The sequence below is a fragment of the Stenotrophomonas sp. genome, from assembly GCF_032056425.1.
Lineage (GTDB): Bacteria > Pseudomonadota > Gammaproteobacteria > Xanthomonadales > Xanthomonadaceae > Stenotrophomonas.
This window is the reverse complement of the sequence record NZ_DAMBCN010000007.1, coordinates 91231-107526: the sequence shown is the minus strand read 5'-3', so window position 1 is coordinate 107526 and position 16296 is coordinate 91231. Positions and strand designations below refer to the sequence as shown.

General features: G+C 67.3%; 16 protein-coding genes. 5 read left to right on the top strand and 11 right to left on the bottom strand.

Features of this window, described 5'->3' with window-relative positions; translation table 11 throughout:
• Positions 1 to 7: 7 nt before the first annotated feature.
• From RTY46_RS07410 to rpsU, 5 genes are all read right to left on the bottom strand, one after another.
• Positions 8 to 508, bottom strand: a complete 501-nt coding sequence (locus tag RTY46_RS07410) for a sulfur transferase domain-containing protein (protein WP_312707518.1) — start codon at positions 506 to 508, stop codon at positions 8 to 10.
• A gap of 25 nt (positions 509 to 533) precedes the next feature.
• Entirely contained in the window at positions 534 to 2276 is a 1743-nt protein-coding gene (dnaG, locus tag RTY46_RS07405; protein ID WP_312707517.1) for a DNA primase, read from the bottom strand.
• 58 nt (positions 2277 to 2334) lie between these two features.
• The gene (locus RTY46_RS07400) at positions 2335 to 3261 is read right to left on the bottom strand and encodes a YihY/virulence factor BrkB family protein (RefSeq protein WP_312707515.1); all 927 of its coding nucleotides are present in this window, start codon (positions 3259 to 3261) and stop codon (positions 2335 to 2337) included.
• A 115-nt stretch (positions 3262 to 3376) separates the two neighbouring features.
• Entirely contained in the window at positions 3377 to 3820 is a 444-nt protein-coding gene (locus RTY46_RS07395) for a GatB/YqeY domain-containing protein (protein WP_312707514.1), read from the bottom strand.
• Between the two features lie 133 nt (positions 3821 to 3953).
• The gene (gene rpsU / locus RTY46_RS07390) at positions 3954 to 4169 is read right to left on the bottom strand and encodes a 30S ribosomal protein S21 (RefSeq protein WP_002808376.1); all 216 of its coding nucleotides are present in this window, start codon (positions 4167 to 4169) and stop codon (positions 3954 to 3956) included.
• A gap of 166 nt (positions 4170 to 4335) precedes the next feature.
• On the opposite strand from rpsU, the gene tsaD reads away from it, so the two are divergent.
• A complete protein-coding gene (tsaD, locus tag RTY46_RS07385) occupies positions 4336 to 5361 on the top strand; it encodes a tRNA (adenosine(37)-N6)-threonylcarbamoyltransferase complex transferase subunit TsaD (RefSeq protein WP_312707513.1) in 1026 nt (341 codons plus the stop codon).
• 63 nt (positions 5362 to 5424) lie between these two features.
• On the opposite strand, the gene RTY46_RS07380 is transcribed toward tsaD, so the two are convergent.
• Entirely contained in the window at positions 5425 to 6084 is a 660-nt protein-coding gene (locus tag RTY46_RS07380; RefSeq protein WP_312707512.1) for a hypothetical protein, read from the bottom strand.
• A 354-nt stretch (positions 6085 to 6438) separates the two neighbouring features.
• On the opposite strand from RTY46_RS07380, the gene folB reads away from it, so the two are divergent.
• From folB to RTY46_RS07360, 4 genes are all read left to right on the top strand, one after another.
• Positions 6439 to 6792 (top strand): dihydroneopterin aldolase, encoded by a 354-nt coding sequence (folB, locus tag RTY46_RS07375; protein WP_312707511.1) that lies wholly within the window; start codon positions 6439 to 6441, stop codon positions 6790 to 6792.
• A gap of 64 nt (positions 6793 to 6856) precedes the next feature.
• A complete protein-coding gene (locus RTY46_RS07370; RefSeq protein WP_312707510.1) occupies positions 6857 to 8128 on the top strand; it encodes a mechanosensitive ion channel domain-containing protein in 1272 nt (423 codons plus the stop codon).
• Positions 8129 to 8266: 138 nt separating this feature from the next.
• The gene (locus tag RTY46_RS07365; RefSeq protein WP_312707509.1) at positions 8267 to 10441 is read left to right on the top strand and encodes a glycoside hydrolase family 3 N-terminal domain-containing protein; all 2175 of its coding nucleotides are present in this window, start codon (positions 8267 to 8269) and stop codon (positions 10439 to 10441) included.
• Positions 10442 to 10584: 143 nt separating this feature from the next.
• Positions 10585 to 11133: a hypothetical protein gene (locus tag RTY46_RS07360; protein WP_312707508.1), complete on the top strand. Its 549-nt coding sequence runs from the start codon at positions 10585 to 10587 to the stop codon at positions 11131 to 11133.
• Positions 11134 to 11182: 49 nt separating this feature from the next.
• Here RTY46_RS07360 and RTY46_RS07355 read toward each other — a convergent pair whose 3' ends face one another.
• The 5 genes from RTY46_RS07355 to RTY46_RS07335 form a co-directional block, all read right to left on the bottom strand.
• Positions 11183 to 12361 (bottom strand): PQQ-dependent sugar dehydrogenase, encoded by a 1179-nt coding sequence (locus RTY46_RS07355; protein ID WP_312707507.1) that lies wholly within the window; start codon positions 12359 to 12361, stop codon positions 11183 to 11185.
• Between the two features lie 195 nt (positions 12362 to 12556).
• A complete protein-coding gene (locus RTY46_RS07350) occupies positions 12557 to 12901 on the bottom strand; it encodes a hypothetical protein (protein WP_312707506.1) in 345 nt (114 codons plus the stop codon).
• A 76-nt stretch (positions 12902 to 12977) separates the two neighbouring features.
• Positions 12978 to 14276, bottom strand: a complete 1299-nt coding sequence (locus tag RTY46_RS07345) for an amino acid permease (protein WP_312707505.1) — start codon at positions 14274 to 14276, stop codon at positions 12978 to 12980.
• Positions 14273 to 15052 (bottom strand): L,D-transpeptidase family protein, encoded by a 780-nt coding sequence (locus RTY46_RS07340; protein ID WP_312707504.1) that lies wholly within the window; start codon positions 15050 to 15052, stop codon positions 14273 to 14275. The genes RTY46_RS07345 and RTY46_RS07340 overlap by 4 nt, the downstream gene beginning before the upstream one ends.
• 13 nt (positions 15053 to 15065) lie before the next feature.
• Positions 15066 to 15914 (bottom strand): MurR/RpiR family transcriptional regulator, encoded by an 849-nt coding sequence (locus tag RTY46_RS07335; RefSeq protein WP_312707503.1) that lies wholly within the window; start codon positions 15912 to 15914, stop codon positions 15066 to 15068.
• Between the last annotated feature and the right edge of the window lie 382 nt (positions 15915 to 16296).

The window sequence follows — 16296 nt, the reverse complement described above, 5'->3', positions numbered from 1 at the left end:
GTGGGGTTCAGGGGGAGGTGACCGGTTCCGCCAGGCGCTGGCGGGTGGCGGCTTCCAGGGATTTCAGGCCGGCCCGTTGGCCCAGCGGCAGGGCCTGGTCCGGGCTGGCATGTTCGTAGCGCGCAGTGACCAGGGCCAGTACCGCACCGGCGCGGTTGCCGGAGGCGCAATGCAGCAGCACCGGCCCCTGGCTCTGCTGCAACGCTTGGTGCACGGCGCGCACGTTGGCCGCATCCAGACCGTCGGCGCCGGCCACCGGAATGCGCACGTAACGCAGGCCCAGCGCTTCGGCCTGTGCGGTTTCGTCGAAGCCGCGGTCTTCCTCGGGCAGGCGCAGATCGATGACCGTGCGCACGCCCTGCGCGGCCAGCGCCTGCAGCTGCGCGGCACTGGGCTGGCCGCCGGCATGCAGGCCGGGGCGCACCTCGCTGATCGGATTCTCCCCGGCCAGCGCGGCCAGGGGCGTGCAGAGCGACAGCAACAGCAGGCAGGTCAGGCGCAGCAGCATGCTCTCTCCGTGTGTGGGGCTGCCGCTACAGGCGCAGGGTGGCGCGGGCCTTCAGCAGTTCGCGCAGTTCGTACTTGTCAGTATCGTCCAGGCCCTGCTGGCGCTGCTTTGCCAACAGCTCGTCCAGACGTTGCACCAGCAGTTGTTTCTCCAGCTGGGCTACCGCGTCGTGCAGTTCCTGGGTCCACACCGCCTCATTGCCGGGCAGGGTCTGCGCGGCCAGTGTGTGCAGCGAGGCCTGCTCTTCGCGGCCGTCGAAATGTTCCAGCAGGGCGCCGGTGCTGATGTCCGGGCGCTGTTCGACCAGGCCCAGCAGTTCCAGCAGCAGTTCCACCCCAGGCAGGCGCAGGCCCTGGAAGTGGTGCTTGCCGCCCAGCGTCAGCGCCAGCGATGGCTGCTGCAGCAGTACGGCAATGGCGCCGCGCACCAAGCTGCGCTTGGCGATGGGCTGGATCTGCCGGGCCGGCGCGCGCTGCGGCATCGGCGCGCGCGCGGCCGCCGCGTTGCCGCCGCCCAGACCGGTCAGCTGCGCCAGCTGCTGCTTCATCAGGTCGCCAAAGGCGCCGTCGGGAATCTGCGCCAGCATCGGCTTGGCGCGTTCGGCCAGGCGGGCCTTGCCGTCCAGCGTGCCCAGGTTGATCTCGCGGGTCAGCTCATCGAAGAAGAACTGCGACAGCGGCGTGGCCTGCTTCAGGCGCTCGTTGAAGACCTCGGCGCCTTCCTTGCGCACGATGGTGTCCGGGTCCTCGCCATCGGGCAGGAACAGGAAGAAGGCCTGGCGGCCATCCTTCATGCGCGGCAGCACCGATTCCAGCGCCTTCCAGCCGGCACGGCGGCCGGCGGCGTCGCCGTCGAAGCAGAAGAACACGTCCGGCGCGTTGCGGAACAGCAGCTCGGCATGGTCGGGCGTGGTGGCCGTGCCCAGCGTGGCCACCGCCTGGGTGACCCCGAACTGGAACAGCGAGACCACGTCCATGTAGCCCTCGACCACGATCAACCGTTCGATCTTCTGGTTGGCCTGGCGCACCTGCCACAGGCCGTACAGTTCGCGGCCCTTGTGGAACAGCGCGGTTTCCGGCGAGTTGAGGTACTTGGGGCCGTCGTCCTTCTCGAACACACGGCCACCGAAGGCGATCACCCGGCCACGGCGGTCGAAGATCGGGAACATCACCCGGTCGCGGAACTTGTCGTAGACGTGGCCGCGGTCGTTCTTGGAAAACAGACCGGCGCGGTCGAGCAGCTTCATCTTGCGCTCGTCCTTGCCCAGCGCATCGCGCAGCCCGCTGTAGCCGTCCGGCGCGTAGCCGATCTGGAAGCGGGTGCGGTTCTCTTCGTCCACGCCGCGGCCGTCCAGGTAGGCGCGGGCCTTGTCGCTGCCCTCCAGGTTCTTCTGGAAGAACTTCATGGCCGCATCCAGCGCGGCGTACAGTTCACGACCTTCGTCCTGCTGCTGCGCGCTGCGCGGGTTCTCGCTGCGCGGCACTTCCATGCCGGCACGCTTGGCCAGCTCGTCCACCGCGTCGAGGAACTCGAGGCGGTCGTAGTTCATCAGGAAGCTGATGGCGGTACCGTGCGCGCCGCAGCCGAAGCAGTGATAGAACTGCTTGGTGGGCGAAACGGTAAACGAGGCCGAACGTTCATCGTGGAACGGGCAGCGGGCGGCGTATTCCTTGCCCTGGCGCTTCAGCGGCACGCGGCTGCCCACCACCTCGACGATGTCGGAGCGGGCCAGCAGGTCGTCGATGAATGCGTCGGGGATACGGGCCATGGGCAACAGGGCAGGGGCGCGACCGGCAGGGCCACGCGCAGGGGAACAGACAGTGCCCCTAGTTTACCCCTTGCTGGGCATCTGCCTGCGCCGTGGTCGGATCGATGCCGGCCCGCGCCAGATGGTTGCGGGCGCGTAGGCGTTCGTCGATCACCGCGGTCATCAAGGCACCGACGAAGAACACCACCGTGGCGTAGTAGATCCAGACCAGCGAAATGACCAGCGCACCCATTGAACCGTAGGCGCTGCCCGGCGCCACGGTGGCGATGTAGACGCCGATGCCGTAGCGCCCCAGCGCGAACAACGCCGAGGTGATGACGCCGCCGATGAATGCCTGGCGCCAGGCCACGCGGCGGTCCGGCAGGTAGTGGTACATGAAGGCGAAGCCGGCGGCGTACAGCAGCAGGCTAGTCAGGTAGCCGATGGCCGGCAGCACCGACGGAAGTTGCGCGAAGGCCACCTGGAGCATGGTGGTGGCGGTCATCGACAGGATCAGCAGGAAGCCCAGCGCCAGCACCACGCCGAAGGAAAACACGCGCTTGCGCAGCCAGGCCTTGATACCGTCCAGACGTTCGCCGCTGGTGCGGAAGATCAGGTTCAGTGCGTTCTGCAGCTGGGCGAACACCGCCGTGGCACCGATGAACAGCAACAGGGTGCTCCACAACCCGGCCAGCGAGCCCACGTCGGGCTGGTTGTCGGCGTTCTTCAGCACGGTCTCGGCCACCGTGGCGGCACTGCTGCCGGCCACCGAACTGATCTGTTCGACCAGGGCCTGCTGCGCGGGTGGGTACAGCGAGGCGGTCAGCCACAGCAGCAGCACCAGCAGCGGTGCCATCGACAGCAGGGCGTAGAAGGAGACCGAGGCGGCCTGGGTAAGCACGTCGATGTCGACGAAGCGCTTGGCAACCGCCATCGGGAAACTGTCCTGCAGGCGCTGGACGTACTTTTGCAGATTCACGGGGACGCGGGGTGCCGGTTCGACCATGGGGCTGTTGTAGCAGCCGGGGGTCGAAGGCGTGGTGAAGCGCCGGGGGCCGCGATGGGGTCAGAGCCCTTTCGCATGGCGAAAGGGATCCGACCCCGGGAATGCTGCGATGGGGTCAGGACAGCTGCTGCTTGACCAGCTTGGACACCAGGCCCATGTCGGCCTGGCCGGCCAGCTTCGGCTTCAGCGCGCCCATCAGCTTGCCGATGTCGGCCGGGCTGCTGGCGCCGGTTTCGGCCATGGCGGCCTGGATGGCGGCCACGATCTCGGCTTCGCCCATCTTGGCCGGCAGGTAGGCTTCGATCACCACGATCTCGGCGCGCTCGATCTCGGCCAGGTCTTCGCGGTTGGCCGCTTCGTACTGGCTGACCGAGTCCTTGCGCTGCTTGACCATCTTGTCCAGCACGGCGATCACGGCGGTGTCATCCAGCTCGACGCGCTCGTCCACTTCCTTCTGCTTGATGGCGGCGTTGATCAGGCGGATCACGCCCAGCTTGTGCTTCTCGCCGCCCTTCATGGCGGCCTTCATGTCGTCGGTGAGCTGCTGCTTCATGCTCATGAGGAACCTCGTGGTGGTGGTGGGGCGGGGCGGATGCCCGGGCCCGGAAACGCAAAAAGCCGGCAACGCTCGCGCGTGCCGGCTTCGACTCCACTGCGGAAGGGCGAGCCCGCCGCAATGAAGATGCGTCCGATCAGTACAGGCGCTGACGCTTGGTGACGTCGCGCGACGAGCGGCGCAGCTGACGCTTCACAGCAGCGGCGGCCTTGCGCTTGCGCTCCTGGGTCGGCTTTTCGTAGAACTCGCGCTTGCGGGTTTCGGCCAGCACACCGGCCTTTTCGCAAGTGCGCTTGAAGCGGCGAAGAGCAAACTCGAAGGGCTCGTTCTCGCGGACTTTGACGCTGGGCATGGAATCTCCGGGACACAGTAGAACCGGGTCACGCCCGGCGAGCCGCACATTATAGCGGCGAAAAGACAAACTGCAAGCGGCCAACCCTGAATACGGGCCGGTAGTTCGATTGCAGAGGGTTCTGCACTGCCCCCGAGGGAGCGGCAGGGGCGTCATAATAGCAGGCATGCGAGTCCTTGGCATCGAATCTTCCTGTGATGAGACCGGCGTGGCGGTGTATGACACCGACCAGACCGGCAGCGCGGCCCTGCGCGCCCATGCGGTCTACAGCCAGATCGCCCTGCACGCCGAATACGGTGGTGTAGTGCCTGAGCTGGCCAGCCGTGACCACGTGCGCAAATTGCTGCCGTTGATCCGCCAGACCCTGGGCGAGGCCGGGCTGGGCGTGGACGACATCGACGGCGTTGCCTATACGGCCGGCCCTGGCCTGGTCGGTGCGCTGCTGGTGGGGGCGGGCGTGGCCCGTTCGCTGGCCTGGGCGCTGGAGGTGCCGGCGGTGGGCGTACACCATATGGAAGGCCACCTGCTGGCCCCGTTGATGGAAGACGACCCGCCGCAGGCCCCGTTCGTGGCCCTGCTGGTGTCCGGCGGCCATACCCAGCTGGTGGCGGTGGATGCGATCGGCCAGTACCGCCTGCTGGGCGAAACCCTGGACGACGCGGCCGGCGAGGCCTTCGACAAGACCGCCAAGATGATGGGCCTGCCGTACCCGGGCGGCCCGCAGCTGGCCAGACTTGCCGAGCAGGGCACGCCGGGCGTGTACCGCTTCGCGCGGCCGATGACCGACCGGCCGGGGCTGGATTTCAGCTTCTCCGGTCTGAAGACCCAGGTCCTGATGGCCTGGCGCGACAGTGACCAGAGCGAACAGACCCGCGCCGACATTGCCCGTGGCTTTGAAGATGCGGTGGTGGAAACGCTGAGCATCAAGTGCGAGCGCGCGCTGGAAGCGGCCGGCACCAACGTGATCGTGGTGGCCGGTGGCGTGGGCGCGAACAAGCGCCTGCGTGCCCGCCTGCAGCAGATGGCCGAGCGCTTGGGCGGCCGCGCCTGCTTCCCGCGCCCGGCGCTGTGCACCGACAACGGCGCGATGATCGCCTTCGCCGGCGCACTGCGCCTGCAGGCCGGGCAGCACAACCCGCCGAAGGTGGAAGTCACCCCGCGCTGGGACATGGCGACCCTGCCGGCGGTGTGAACCTCTGTCTGTAGAGTCGAGCCATGCTCGACTGCTGTTGATGCAGTCGAGCATGGCTCGACGCTACCGGTAGCCACCCAACGGCGATGCCGCCAGTACCGTCGTCGCCTGCTCATGGCGCTGCAGCCACCCCAGGGTGTGCGGACAGCGCGCATGGATCAGCCGCCCGATCGCGGCCAGGTCGGCACCGATGTCGCGCTCGAGGATGGGTTCGTGGTGGGCGATGCGGTTGCGCAGGTGGCGGATGCGGCCAATATCCGCGTGGATGGCTTTCCGTATGACACTAGGGTGGGCGGAAGGCGCATGGCGCAGGATCCCGCTGAGTGCCGGTATCCACAGTGTGGAGTCGAAGCGACATGTGAATAGCTGCTGCCAGAACACCATTGGCAGGTTGGCGACGATCTCAGGTGTATCGCTTGCACGACTGGCAAGTTGTTCCAGTGCCGTGCGTGGAGAAGTACCGGACGAAGTTGGCAGTCTGCGTCGGAAGGCATCATTCCAGGGCCAACGTGGGCCGTGCTGCTGAACGAGAACGGTTGCCGCGGCGTTGCGGGTGACCACTTCGCACAGATGGACCGGCATCATCAGCGCGCCGCACAGCCGCATGTTCCACAGGTAGAGGGATTCGGCTGTGACGCCGGGGCCGCAGGTCGATGCAATTCTCTCGTAAGTAGACAGACGCTCCGCTGACAACGCGCGCCGCAGTGCATCGTATGAAACCATCGTGATGTGCGGTGGTGAAGAATGGATCGATGTTGGCTAGTCACGCGGGCAACAGCCATCAGGGAACGTCGTTGTCCGGGTGGCCGATTCTCTGCGTTTGGCCTCGGACGAACCCCCGACCTTGCCTGTCGGAATTGGCCTTGACCGACGATCTGGACCTTGCCTACTCTGCGTGCCTGCGCCACCGGGACTCGCGGCTGTTCAACAGCTCCCCCCGGGGACAAACGGTAGTACCAAAGGGCCCTGCTAGCGGGGCCCTTTGTTTTTTCCGCCGCATCCACCGCCAACCCCCGTTCCGGGCAGGCTCACCGCCGTGCCGGTACCATGGCTGTCTGTATCCGGCTGGTAACCGCAATGGACAAGGTTTTCATCGAAGGGCTGACCATCGACGCCCTGATCGGTATCTACGACTGGGAACGGCGCATCCGCCAGGACCTGGTGTTCGATCTGGAAATGGGCTTTGACAACCGTCGCCCGGCCGCCAGCGATGACATCGCCCATACCCTGAACTACAAGGCGGTCAGCAAGCGCCTGGAGCAGTTCGTGCGCGAATCGGAGTTCGGTCTGGTGGAAACCCTGGCCGAGCGCTGCGCGCAGATCGTGCTGGACGAGTTCGAAGTGAAGTGGCTGCGGCTGAAGCTGAGCAAGCCCGGCGCGGTGCGCGGCGCGCGCGCGGTGGGTGTGGTCATCGAGCGCTCGCGCGACTGACCGGTCGTGCCGGCCGCTGGCCGGCAACCTCAATCTCAACAAAAAGCAAAGAAGGAGACAACGGATGGTGGACGCGGTGGTGGCGGTACAGTGGCTGGACCAGCTGCAGAACACACTGGAACCCTATCCCGGCGCCTACCTGGCGTTGATGATTTCGGCGCTGCTGATTGCCGCCGGGCTGGCCAACTGGGTGACCAAGCGCATTCTTGTGCGCGGCCTGCGGCGCCTGCTGCAGCGCCTGCCGGGCGCCGAATCCGGGCGCGGCAGCCACCTGATGCGGGTGATCGCGCGCCTGTCCAACGTGGTGCCCAGCCAGGTGATCGCCTCGGGCATCGCCCTCATTCCCGACCTGCCGCCCGGCCTGGTCAACGTCATCATCAAGCTGTGCATCGTGTGGGCGGTGCTGACCATCGCCATGGCGTTCTCGCACGCGCTGGACGCGATCAACAGCCTGTACGAGCGCAAGCCCGACGCGCGCAACAAGCCGATCAAGGGCTACCTGCAGGTGGTCAAGATCGTGGTGTACGTGGCGGCGGGCCTGTCCATCATCGCGACCCTGCTGGGGGTGAAGATCGGCCCGCTGGTGACCGGCCTGGGCGCGGCTACCGCGGTGCTGATGCTGATCTTCCAGGACACCATCCTGTCGCTGGTGGCCAGCGTGCAGATCAGTGGCGATGGCCGCGTGCGCATTGGCGACTGGATCGAGATGCCCAGCCAGAACGCCGACGGCGATGTTATCGACATTGCGCTGCACACCATCACCGTGCAGAACTTCGACAAGACCATCACCACCATCCCGACCAAGAAGCTGGTGACCGAGTCGTTCAAGAACTGGCGTGGCATGCAGGAGGCCGGCGGCCGCCGGATCAAGCGCGCGCTGTATCTGGACCAGCACAGCGTCGGTTTCCTGGATGAGGGGGACCTGCAGTTCCTGGGCCAGTTCGCCCTGCTGGGTGACTACCTGCAGCAGAAGGAACAGGAGCTGGGGCAGTGGAACGGGCGCCTGCGCGAGCAGGGCATGGCTGATGTGAACAGCCGCCGGGTGACCAACCTGGGCACCTTCCGCGTGTACGTGGAGCGCTACCTGCGCAACCACCCCGGCATCCACCAGGACATGACCCTGCTGGTGCGCCAGCTGCAGCCGACCACCGAAGGCCTGCCGCTGGAGCTGTACTGCTTCACCCGCAGCACCGCCTGGGCCGAGTACGAGGCGGTGCAGTCGGACATCTTCGACCACCTGCTGGCCATCCTGCCGGCCTTCGGGCTGCGGGTGTTCCAGGCCTCCAGCGATGCCATGTTGATGGCCGGGCAGCGCCAGCAGGCCGGCTCGGAGTAAGCTGCACCCTCGCGTCCGCACCCGTATGGAACGCCTGGACTGTGGGCGGGCGCACGAAACTGAACGCAGAAACCTCTCGCCAAACCGCCCGGGAACGCTAGAATGCCGGGCTTGTAAACGTTTTCATAAGGACAGCTGGTGGCCTCCGATCGCATCGAATCCCTCATTGCCCAGATGACCGTCGAGGAAAAGGTCGGCCAGCTGGGTGTCTTCGCCGACATGGTGCGTCCGTTCGCGCCGGACGTGAACCCGGAAGCCAACGTGCGCAATGCCGACCAGGTGCTGCAGCAGGTGCGCGAGGGCAAGGTCGGCTCGTTGTTCAATGGTGTGGGCGCCGAACTGGGCCGCCGCATCCAGCAGGTGGCCACCGAGGAAAGCCGGCTGGGCATTCCGGTGATCCTGGCCGCCGACGTGATCCACGGCATGCGCACCGTGTTCCCCATCCCGCTGGGCGAAGCGGCCAGCTTCGAACCGGACCTGGCCGAGCGCACCGCCCGTGCCACCGCCATCGAGGCGACCGCAGCCGGTCTGCACTGGACCTACGCACCGGCGGTGGATATCGCCCGCGACCAGCGCTGGGGCCGTGGCGCCGAAGGTGCCGGTGAAGATGTGGTGCTGGGCTGTGCCTTTGCCGCCGCCCGCGTGCGCGGCTTCCAGGGCAGCGACCTGCGCGCCGCCGATTCGCTGCTGGCCACGCCCAAGCATTTCGCCGCCTACGGCGCGGTAATGGCCGGCATGGAATACAACATGGTGGACATCTCGCCGCAGACCCTGCGCGACGTGCACCTGCCGCCGTTCAAGGCCGCCTTCGATGCCGGCGCGATCACCGTGATGTCCTCGTTCAACGACATCAACGGCGTGCCGGCCAGTGCCAACGCCGAACTGCTGACCGACATCCTGCGCGGTGAGTGGAAGTTCCCGGGCGTGGTCATTTCCGATTACACCGCCGACATGGAACTGGTCGCCCACGGCTATGCCGCCGACGACCGCGATGCCACTGCCAAGGCGTTCACCGCCGGCCTGGACCTGAGCATGCAGAGCGGCTTCTATGCCGAACACCTGCCGGGCCTGGTGGAGAGCGGCGAAGTGCCGGTGGCCGTGCTGGATGAAGGCGTGCGCCGCATGCTGTGGCTGAAGGAAGCCATCGGCCTGTTCGACGACCCGTACCGTTCGCTGGACCCGGCACGCGAAGCGGATTCCTCGCACATCGACGCGCATGACGCACTGTCGCGTGATGCCGCGCGTCGTTCCATCGTGCTGCTGAACAACCGCGACAACGTGCTGCCGCTGCAGAAGACCGGGCAGAAGATCGCGCTGATCGGCCCGTTCGTGCAGGACCGCGAGAACATTGAAGGCTGCTGGACGCTGTTCGGCGACAAGCAGCGCTATGTGGACCTGGAAACCGGGGTGCGCGCGGCCATCGGTGATCAGGCGCTGCTGGAAATCGTGCCGGGCTGTGAACTGGAAGCGGCCATTCCGGGCGGCACCGAAGCCGCCGTGGCCGCTGCGCTGCGCGCCGACGTGGTGGTGCTGGCACTGGGCGAACCGCAGCGTTACAGCGGTGAAGCGCAGTCGCGCGTGGAAATCACCCTGCCGCCGGCACAGCAGGCGCTGGCCGAGGCCGTGGCGATGACCGGCAAGCCGCTGGTGGTGCTGCTGCGCAATGGTCGCGCGCTGGCCCTGCAGGGCGCGGTGCGCAATGCGCACGCCGTGGCGGTTACCTGGTACCTGGGCACGCAGACCGGCCATGCCGTGGCCGATGTGCTGTTCGGCGATTACAGCCCGTCCGGCCGCCTGCCGGTCAGCTTCCCGCAGGTGTCCGGCCAGCAGCCGTACTTCTACAACCACCCGCGCACCGGCCGCCCGGAACTGCCGACCATGTCGGAGTTCAAGGCCCGCTGGCGCGAGATTCCGAACGAGCCGCTGTACCCGTTCGGCCACGGCATCGGTTACACCACCTTCGCCTACGGCGTGCCGCAGCTCAGCGCCGCGCAGCTGGGCTGGGATGACACCCTCACCGTGACCACCACGCTGACCAACAGCGGCCGCGTGGCCGGCGAAGAAGTGGTGCAGCTGTACATCCACGATCGCGTGGCCAGCCGCGTGCGCCCGGTGCGTGAACTGAAGGACTTCCGCAAGGTCGCCCTGCAGCCGGGTGAGTCGGCCGAGGTGACGTTCACCCTGACCCGTGAGCAGCTGGCGTTCACCGGCCGCGACGGTGTGCTGCGTGCCGAGCCGGGGCAGTTCGACGTGTGGGTGTGTGCTTCGTCGGCTGCCGGCGAAGCGGTGCAGTTCGAGTTGTTGAAGGGCTGATTGCGCCCTCATCCACGCATGGCGTGGATCTACGGCAAGCGGTAGCGCCGGGCCATGCCCGGCGTTGCCATGCTCACGATGCACGAACACGCCGGGCGTGGCCCGGCGCTACCATCGGGCTTTCGATCCGATGGAGTCCGCGCATGCGCAAGATTGCTTTCCTGATGCCGGCCCTGCTGCTGGCGGCCTGTTCGCAGCCGCCCGCGCCGGCTGAACCTGCGGCCGACGCACCGCCGCCGATGACCGGCGCTACGCCTGCAGAAGCCGCGGCCAGTACCACGCCCGATGCCGCCGCCGCGCCGCAGGCGGCCGCAGAGCAGGCAGAGGCCGATGGCAGTAACGCGCGCGCGCGCATTGACAGTGTGCTGGGCGACGCCGCGCAGTACGAGAAGGTATTCAACGCGTTCAAGACCGCCGTGGTCGGTGGCGATCGCGCGGCGGTGGTGGAAGAAGTGCATTTCCCGCTGAACATCGCCGGCGGCAGGAAGATCACCGGTCCCGGTGAGTTCCAGCGCAACTACGAATCCATCATCACCCCGGCGGTGGTCAAGGCCGTGTCCGAACAGGACTTCGGCAAGGTCTTCGTGAACCAGCAGGGCGTGATGATCGGCGATGGCCAGGTCTGGTTGAACGGGCAGTGCCTGGATGCGGCGTGCACGCGCACCGACGTGAAGGTGGTCACCATCCAGTAAACGGAAACGGCCCCGCATGCGGGGCCGTTCCAGCTGCGCCTGCGGCGGGTCAGGCCTTCGGCGTGAGCTTCAGCAGGCGCGCCTTGCTGCCATCTTCCAGCAGCCACAGTGCGCCATCGGGGCCCTGTTCCACTTCGCGGATGCGCTCACCCATGTTGAAGCGTTCGGCCTCGCGGGCGGTGTCGCCGTCGAAGGCTACGCGCACCAGCGAGGTGGACGACAGGCCGCCGATGAAGGCGCTGCCCTTCCACTGCGGGAACAGCGTACCGCTGTAGAAGATCAGCCCGGCCGGCGAGATCACCGGGTTCCAGGTGACCTTCGGTGCGGCAAATTCCGGCCGCGTGTCGTGGTCGGGAATCGGGCGGCCATCGTAGTGGTCGCCATTGGACACGATGGGATAGCCGTAGTTGGAACCCCGCTGGATCAGGTTCAGTTCGTCGCCGCCGGCCGGGCCCATCTCCTGCGCCCACAGCTTGCCGTTGCCATCGAAGGCGATGCCCAGGATGTTGCGGTGGCCCAGCGACCACACCTGCGCTGCCACGCCGCCCTGCGATGCGAAGGGATTGTCGGCCGGCAGCGAGCCATCGTCGTTCAGGCGCACGATCTTGCCCAGGTTGCTGCCCATGTCCTGCGCCGGATCGAACTTCTGCCGTTCGCTGGACCCGATCCACAGCTTGCCATCCGGGCCGAACACCAGGCGGTGGCCGTAGTGGCCCTGGCCGCTGACCTTCGGCGTCTGCCGCCAGATCACCTGCAGGTCCTTCAGCTCGCCGCCGCCCTGTGCATCCAGTGCCAGGGTGGCACGGGCCACGGCCGCGCCACGGGTGTCCAGGGTGCCTTCTTCGGCATAGCTGACGTAGACCACGTTGTTGCGCGCGAAGTCGGGATGCAGGATCACATCGCCGAAGCCGCCCTGGCCACCGTAGGCCACCTTGGGCACGCCGCGGATCTCATGCTTGGCACCGCTGGCGATATCGAAGTGCTGCAGCTTGCCGCGTTTTTCGGTCACCAGCAGGCTGCCGTCGGGCAGGAAGGTCATGGCCCAGGGCTGGTCGAAGCGGCTTACTTCGGTGGCGGTGAACGGGCGCTCGCCGGTGCTGGCAGGCGCTGCGGCCGTTGCTGCGGTGGCCGCCGTATCCGGGCCGGCGGCGCTGCAGGCGGTGGTGGCAAGGATGGGCAACAGGCCCATGGCGAGCAGCAGGGGCGCACGTTTGCAAGGACGGGTCATGGGTATCTCCAGGTGGGGATGCGGATGGCCAAGCCCCGTTGTACACCACGGCGGTGTACGGTCGCGTGGTCCAAAGGTCCTGTCGCGCAGAATCACCCGAGCGTGGGGGCCGGCTCCCCGGCAGCGGTGTGGCCGTGCCGCATACAAAAAGAGCCGAGCATGGGCTCGGCTCTACATGATCAGCGGCGGAGCCGATCAGCGGCTGCGCACAAGACGGGGATCGGCCACATGGGCTTCATCCCAGCCGCGGCGTACTGCCGCGCGGGCCTGTTCCCATTCCAGCCGGCTGGTGCCGCGCTCAGTAGCCCAACGGCCCTGCAGCTCCGCTTCAACCTGTTCATAGGCGCGGATGATCGCGTCAGCCCGCGTCTCATGCACGCGTGCGGCATGCCCGATCCGGTAGGCCGGCTCGTAGTCGTCGAACAGCAGGCTATCGTCGTAATACGGTTCGGCCGTGTAACGGTCGCGCCAGTAATCGAACACGGCCTGGCGCGGGGTGCTGTCATCCGGCACGCGGCCGGGAATCTGGTAATCGGGCATCGGTCAGGCTCCGTGTGGGGATGAAGCCTGATCGTGCCCGGGCAGCGGTTAACAGCCCGGGCCGGTTGCGTGAAGATCAGGTCGCGTCGGGTTTGCGCGGCAGCGTGTAGATCACCGCGCCGATGGCGAAGGCGATCAGCGCCGCGGCGATGTTCTGCCAGCTGGCGCTGACGAACAGGGCCAGGCACAGCAGCAGCGCCAGTACCGGAATCAGCGGGCCACCGGGCAGCTTCAAGGCGCCGGGCCGGTCGGCAAAGCGCTTGGCCAGCACCAGCACTGCAGCCGCCGTGCCCATGTAGGCGAACAGGCGCGTGGTCATCGACAGCAGGGCCAGCTGCACGAACGAACCGGACAGCGCCAGGCCCAGTGCGATCACGCCCTGGCACAGGATGGCGGCCGCCGGCGTGCGGAAGCGCGGATGCACCTGCGCCAGCACCTTCGGCCCGTAGCCATCGCGGGCCAGGGCGAACAGGAAGCGCGGGCCCATCATCATGGTGTTGCTGTTGGTGCCGAGGATGGAAATGGTGGCGCCCACGGTGAGGATCAGGGCCAGTGCCTCGCCACCGAAGCCGGCGGCCGCATCAGCCAGCGGCGTGGCCGAGCTGGCCAGGCCGGCCAGTGTGCCCTGCGCGACCAGCTGCACCGCGCCATAGATCACGGTGACGGTGACGATCATGGTGATCAGCGCGAACGGGATATCGCGGCGCGGATTGCGGTATTCACCGGCGGCGGCCGGAATGTTCTCGAACCCGGCGTAGGCGTACAGCAGCAGCAGGGCCGCTTCGCCCATGCGCTGCAGATCGTGCGGATCGGGGCGCTGGCCGGAGAACGCCAGCTGCGGATCGATGTAGAACGCGCCGATGGCCACGAACAGCAGCAGCGGCAGCATCTTGCCGATCACCAGCACGATGCCGGTGCGTGCCGCCGAGCGCACGCCGATGATGTTCACCCCGGTCAGGAAGCCCAGCGACAGCACGATGACCGCAAGGCGGCCACCGCCGGCGCCGGCCCAGGGCCAGAAGCGCGCCACCGCATCGGCCAGCGCATTGCTGAGCGCCGCGGCGGAGCTGATGCGGGTCAGCCAGATCATCCAGCCGATCTCGAAGCCGGCGAAACGGCCGAAGGCCTCGCGCGCGTACAGGTAGCTGCCACCGGGTTCATCGAAGTAGCTGGCGGCCTGCGCGTAGCACAGCACCAGCAGGGCCACCACGATGCCGGCGGCGACCACGCCCCACAGGCTGAAGGGGCCGAGCAGGGCGACCGTGGCGGCCGGCAGCAGGTAGATGCCGCTGCCGATCACATCGTTGATCGACAGCCCGACGATCTGCCAGCGGCTGACCGCGCGCTGCAGCTGCGGTTCGTCCTGTGCGCTCAACGCAGTGCCCCCGTCAGTGCGGGCAGTTGCCAGCGATCCTGGTAGTGCAGGTACTGCGCGCGCGGCAGCAGCACGAAGCGCGGCTGCGCGTCCTCCTGCAGCCAAGCCAGCAGGCCGCGCATGTGTTCAGCGGTCATGGCCGTGCAGCCGGCGGTAGCCTCGGCGGGCTGGCGCCACAGATGGGCGAAGATGCAGCTGCCACGACCGGGTTCGTTGCCGGGGTTGTGGGCAATGATGAAGCCCTGTCGATAGCGCACATCGCCCTGGTTGTGCAGGTCCAGCCGCATCGGCTCGGTGGAATCCTTCACCGCCTCGGCACCCACCTCGCGCGCATCCACCACTTGGTTGTAGTACGGCGATGCCGGTACATCCATGCAGTAGCTGCTTTGCTGCATCGGCAGATAGGTCAGCCCGGTGCTGGCCTTGGTCGCGTAGCCGAAGGCATTGCCGATGGCGAAGATGCCGGCCGGGCTGCGGCCGTCGCCTTCCTGCTTCTGCGGGCCGTCCATCGGCGCGGCGGCAAGACCCAGGCCCCAGGCGCTGCCCGTGCGCCCGATCGCCACGTCGAATGCCGGGCCCTGCGGCTGCCAGCCCTTGGCGCCGCGCGTGTAGGCCTGCAGCTTGCCCTGCGTGGCATCCCAGCCGTCCGTGACCACCACCACCAGCTGGTTGCTGTGCAGCAGGGGCGGCGGCAGCGGGCTGAGGGCGGCGGCGGGCAACTGCGGCAGCAGGATCAACAGACCCACGCTGACAGCACGACGGAACAAGCGTTTCATGCGGGCACTCCGGTCAGGAATCCAACAGGTGGTCAATCCGCTCCAGGTTCACCGCCAGCTGGCGCTGGCGATCCGGATTGGCATGGCACAGCAGCACGAACAGGAAATCCAGCAGCGCGTGCATGGCACTACGGTACAGCAGCTGCGCGACCTGCGGTGCGCGGTCGTGCGCGCATACCACCAGCGATGCGGCGGCATGCGCGCGCAGCGGGTTGGCGGTGTGGCGGGTGATCGAAACGACCTTGCCGCCCATGTCCTGGAACTGCCGCGACAGATGCGAAAGCTGCGGCAGGTGGCCGAACTCGGAGAACACCAGCAGCACATCGCCGGGCCGCGCGGCGGACAGGTTGGCCAGCAGCAGCACCGGGTCGGTGTGGGGCACCACCAGCAGGCCCAGCAGCGAAAGGCGCATGGCGAACTCGCGCGCGTACAGGCCGTCGTCGCCCAGCCCATAGACGAACAGCTTGGGTGCGCCATCGAGCATCTGCACGATGCGTTCGATGTCTGCGCGGGGATTGGCCGCGCGGGTTTCTTCCTCGGCCTGCGCCTTGCTGCGCTGCAGGGCGTCGTCCAGCCGCTGGTAGTCGTCGCCGCCTTCGGGTTCATGAGGGGCCTGCGGCGCGGTGCTGCCGGCGCGGGCCACGTCCTGGCCGATGGAATACTTCAGGTCCGGGTAGCCCTTGAAGCCCAGCTTCTGGCTGAACTTCACCACGCTGGACTGGCTGATGCCCAGCGCGCTGGCCAGCTGCTGCGAAGAGTAATCGCGCAGCAGGTGGGCGTTGTCCAGGATGAAATCGGCGATGCGGCGTTCGATCGCCGACATCTGCCCACGCTCGGCGCGGATTTTCAGCAGGGGCGGCATGGGGGGCGTCCGGGTGTCGTGCGTTGGAGCATAGGGGAACGCGTTGCGGTTGGCAGCGTAGAGCGGGTCATGGGGTGGGTCGGGCGCGTGCCAGCCGCGAAGGAAATATGGGGTGGGGCAAAGGCAAAGGCCAAGGCATCCACGCGTGGCGTGGATCTACCGGCGGCTGTTGCCTTGGATTTTGAATCGGCCTTGTAGCGAGCCGAGCACCGCAGGTCCGGCGAGGGCGAAGAGGCGCGGGTGTCTGAGCGCAGCGAGCTCCGCGCCGTCCCTCGGCGGACCGGGGAGCGCAGGGCACCGGCGTGCGCAGCACGTCGGCTCGCGGATGGCGGAGCGTTTCTTTTGGTTACTTTTCTTTGCGCGCAAAGAAAAGTAACGCCCG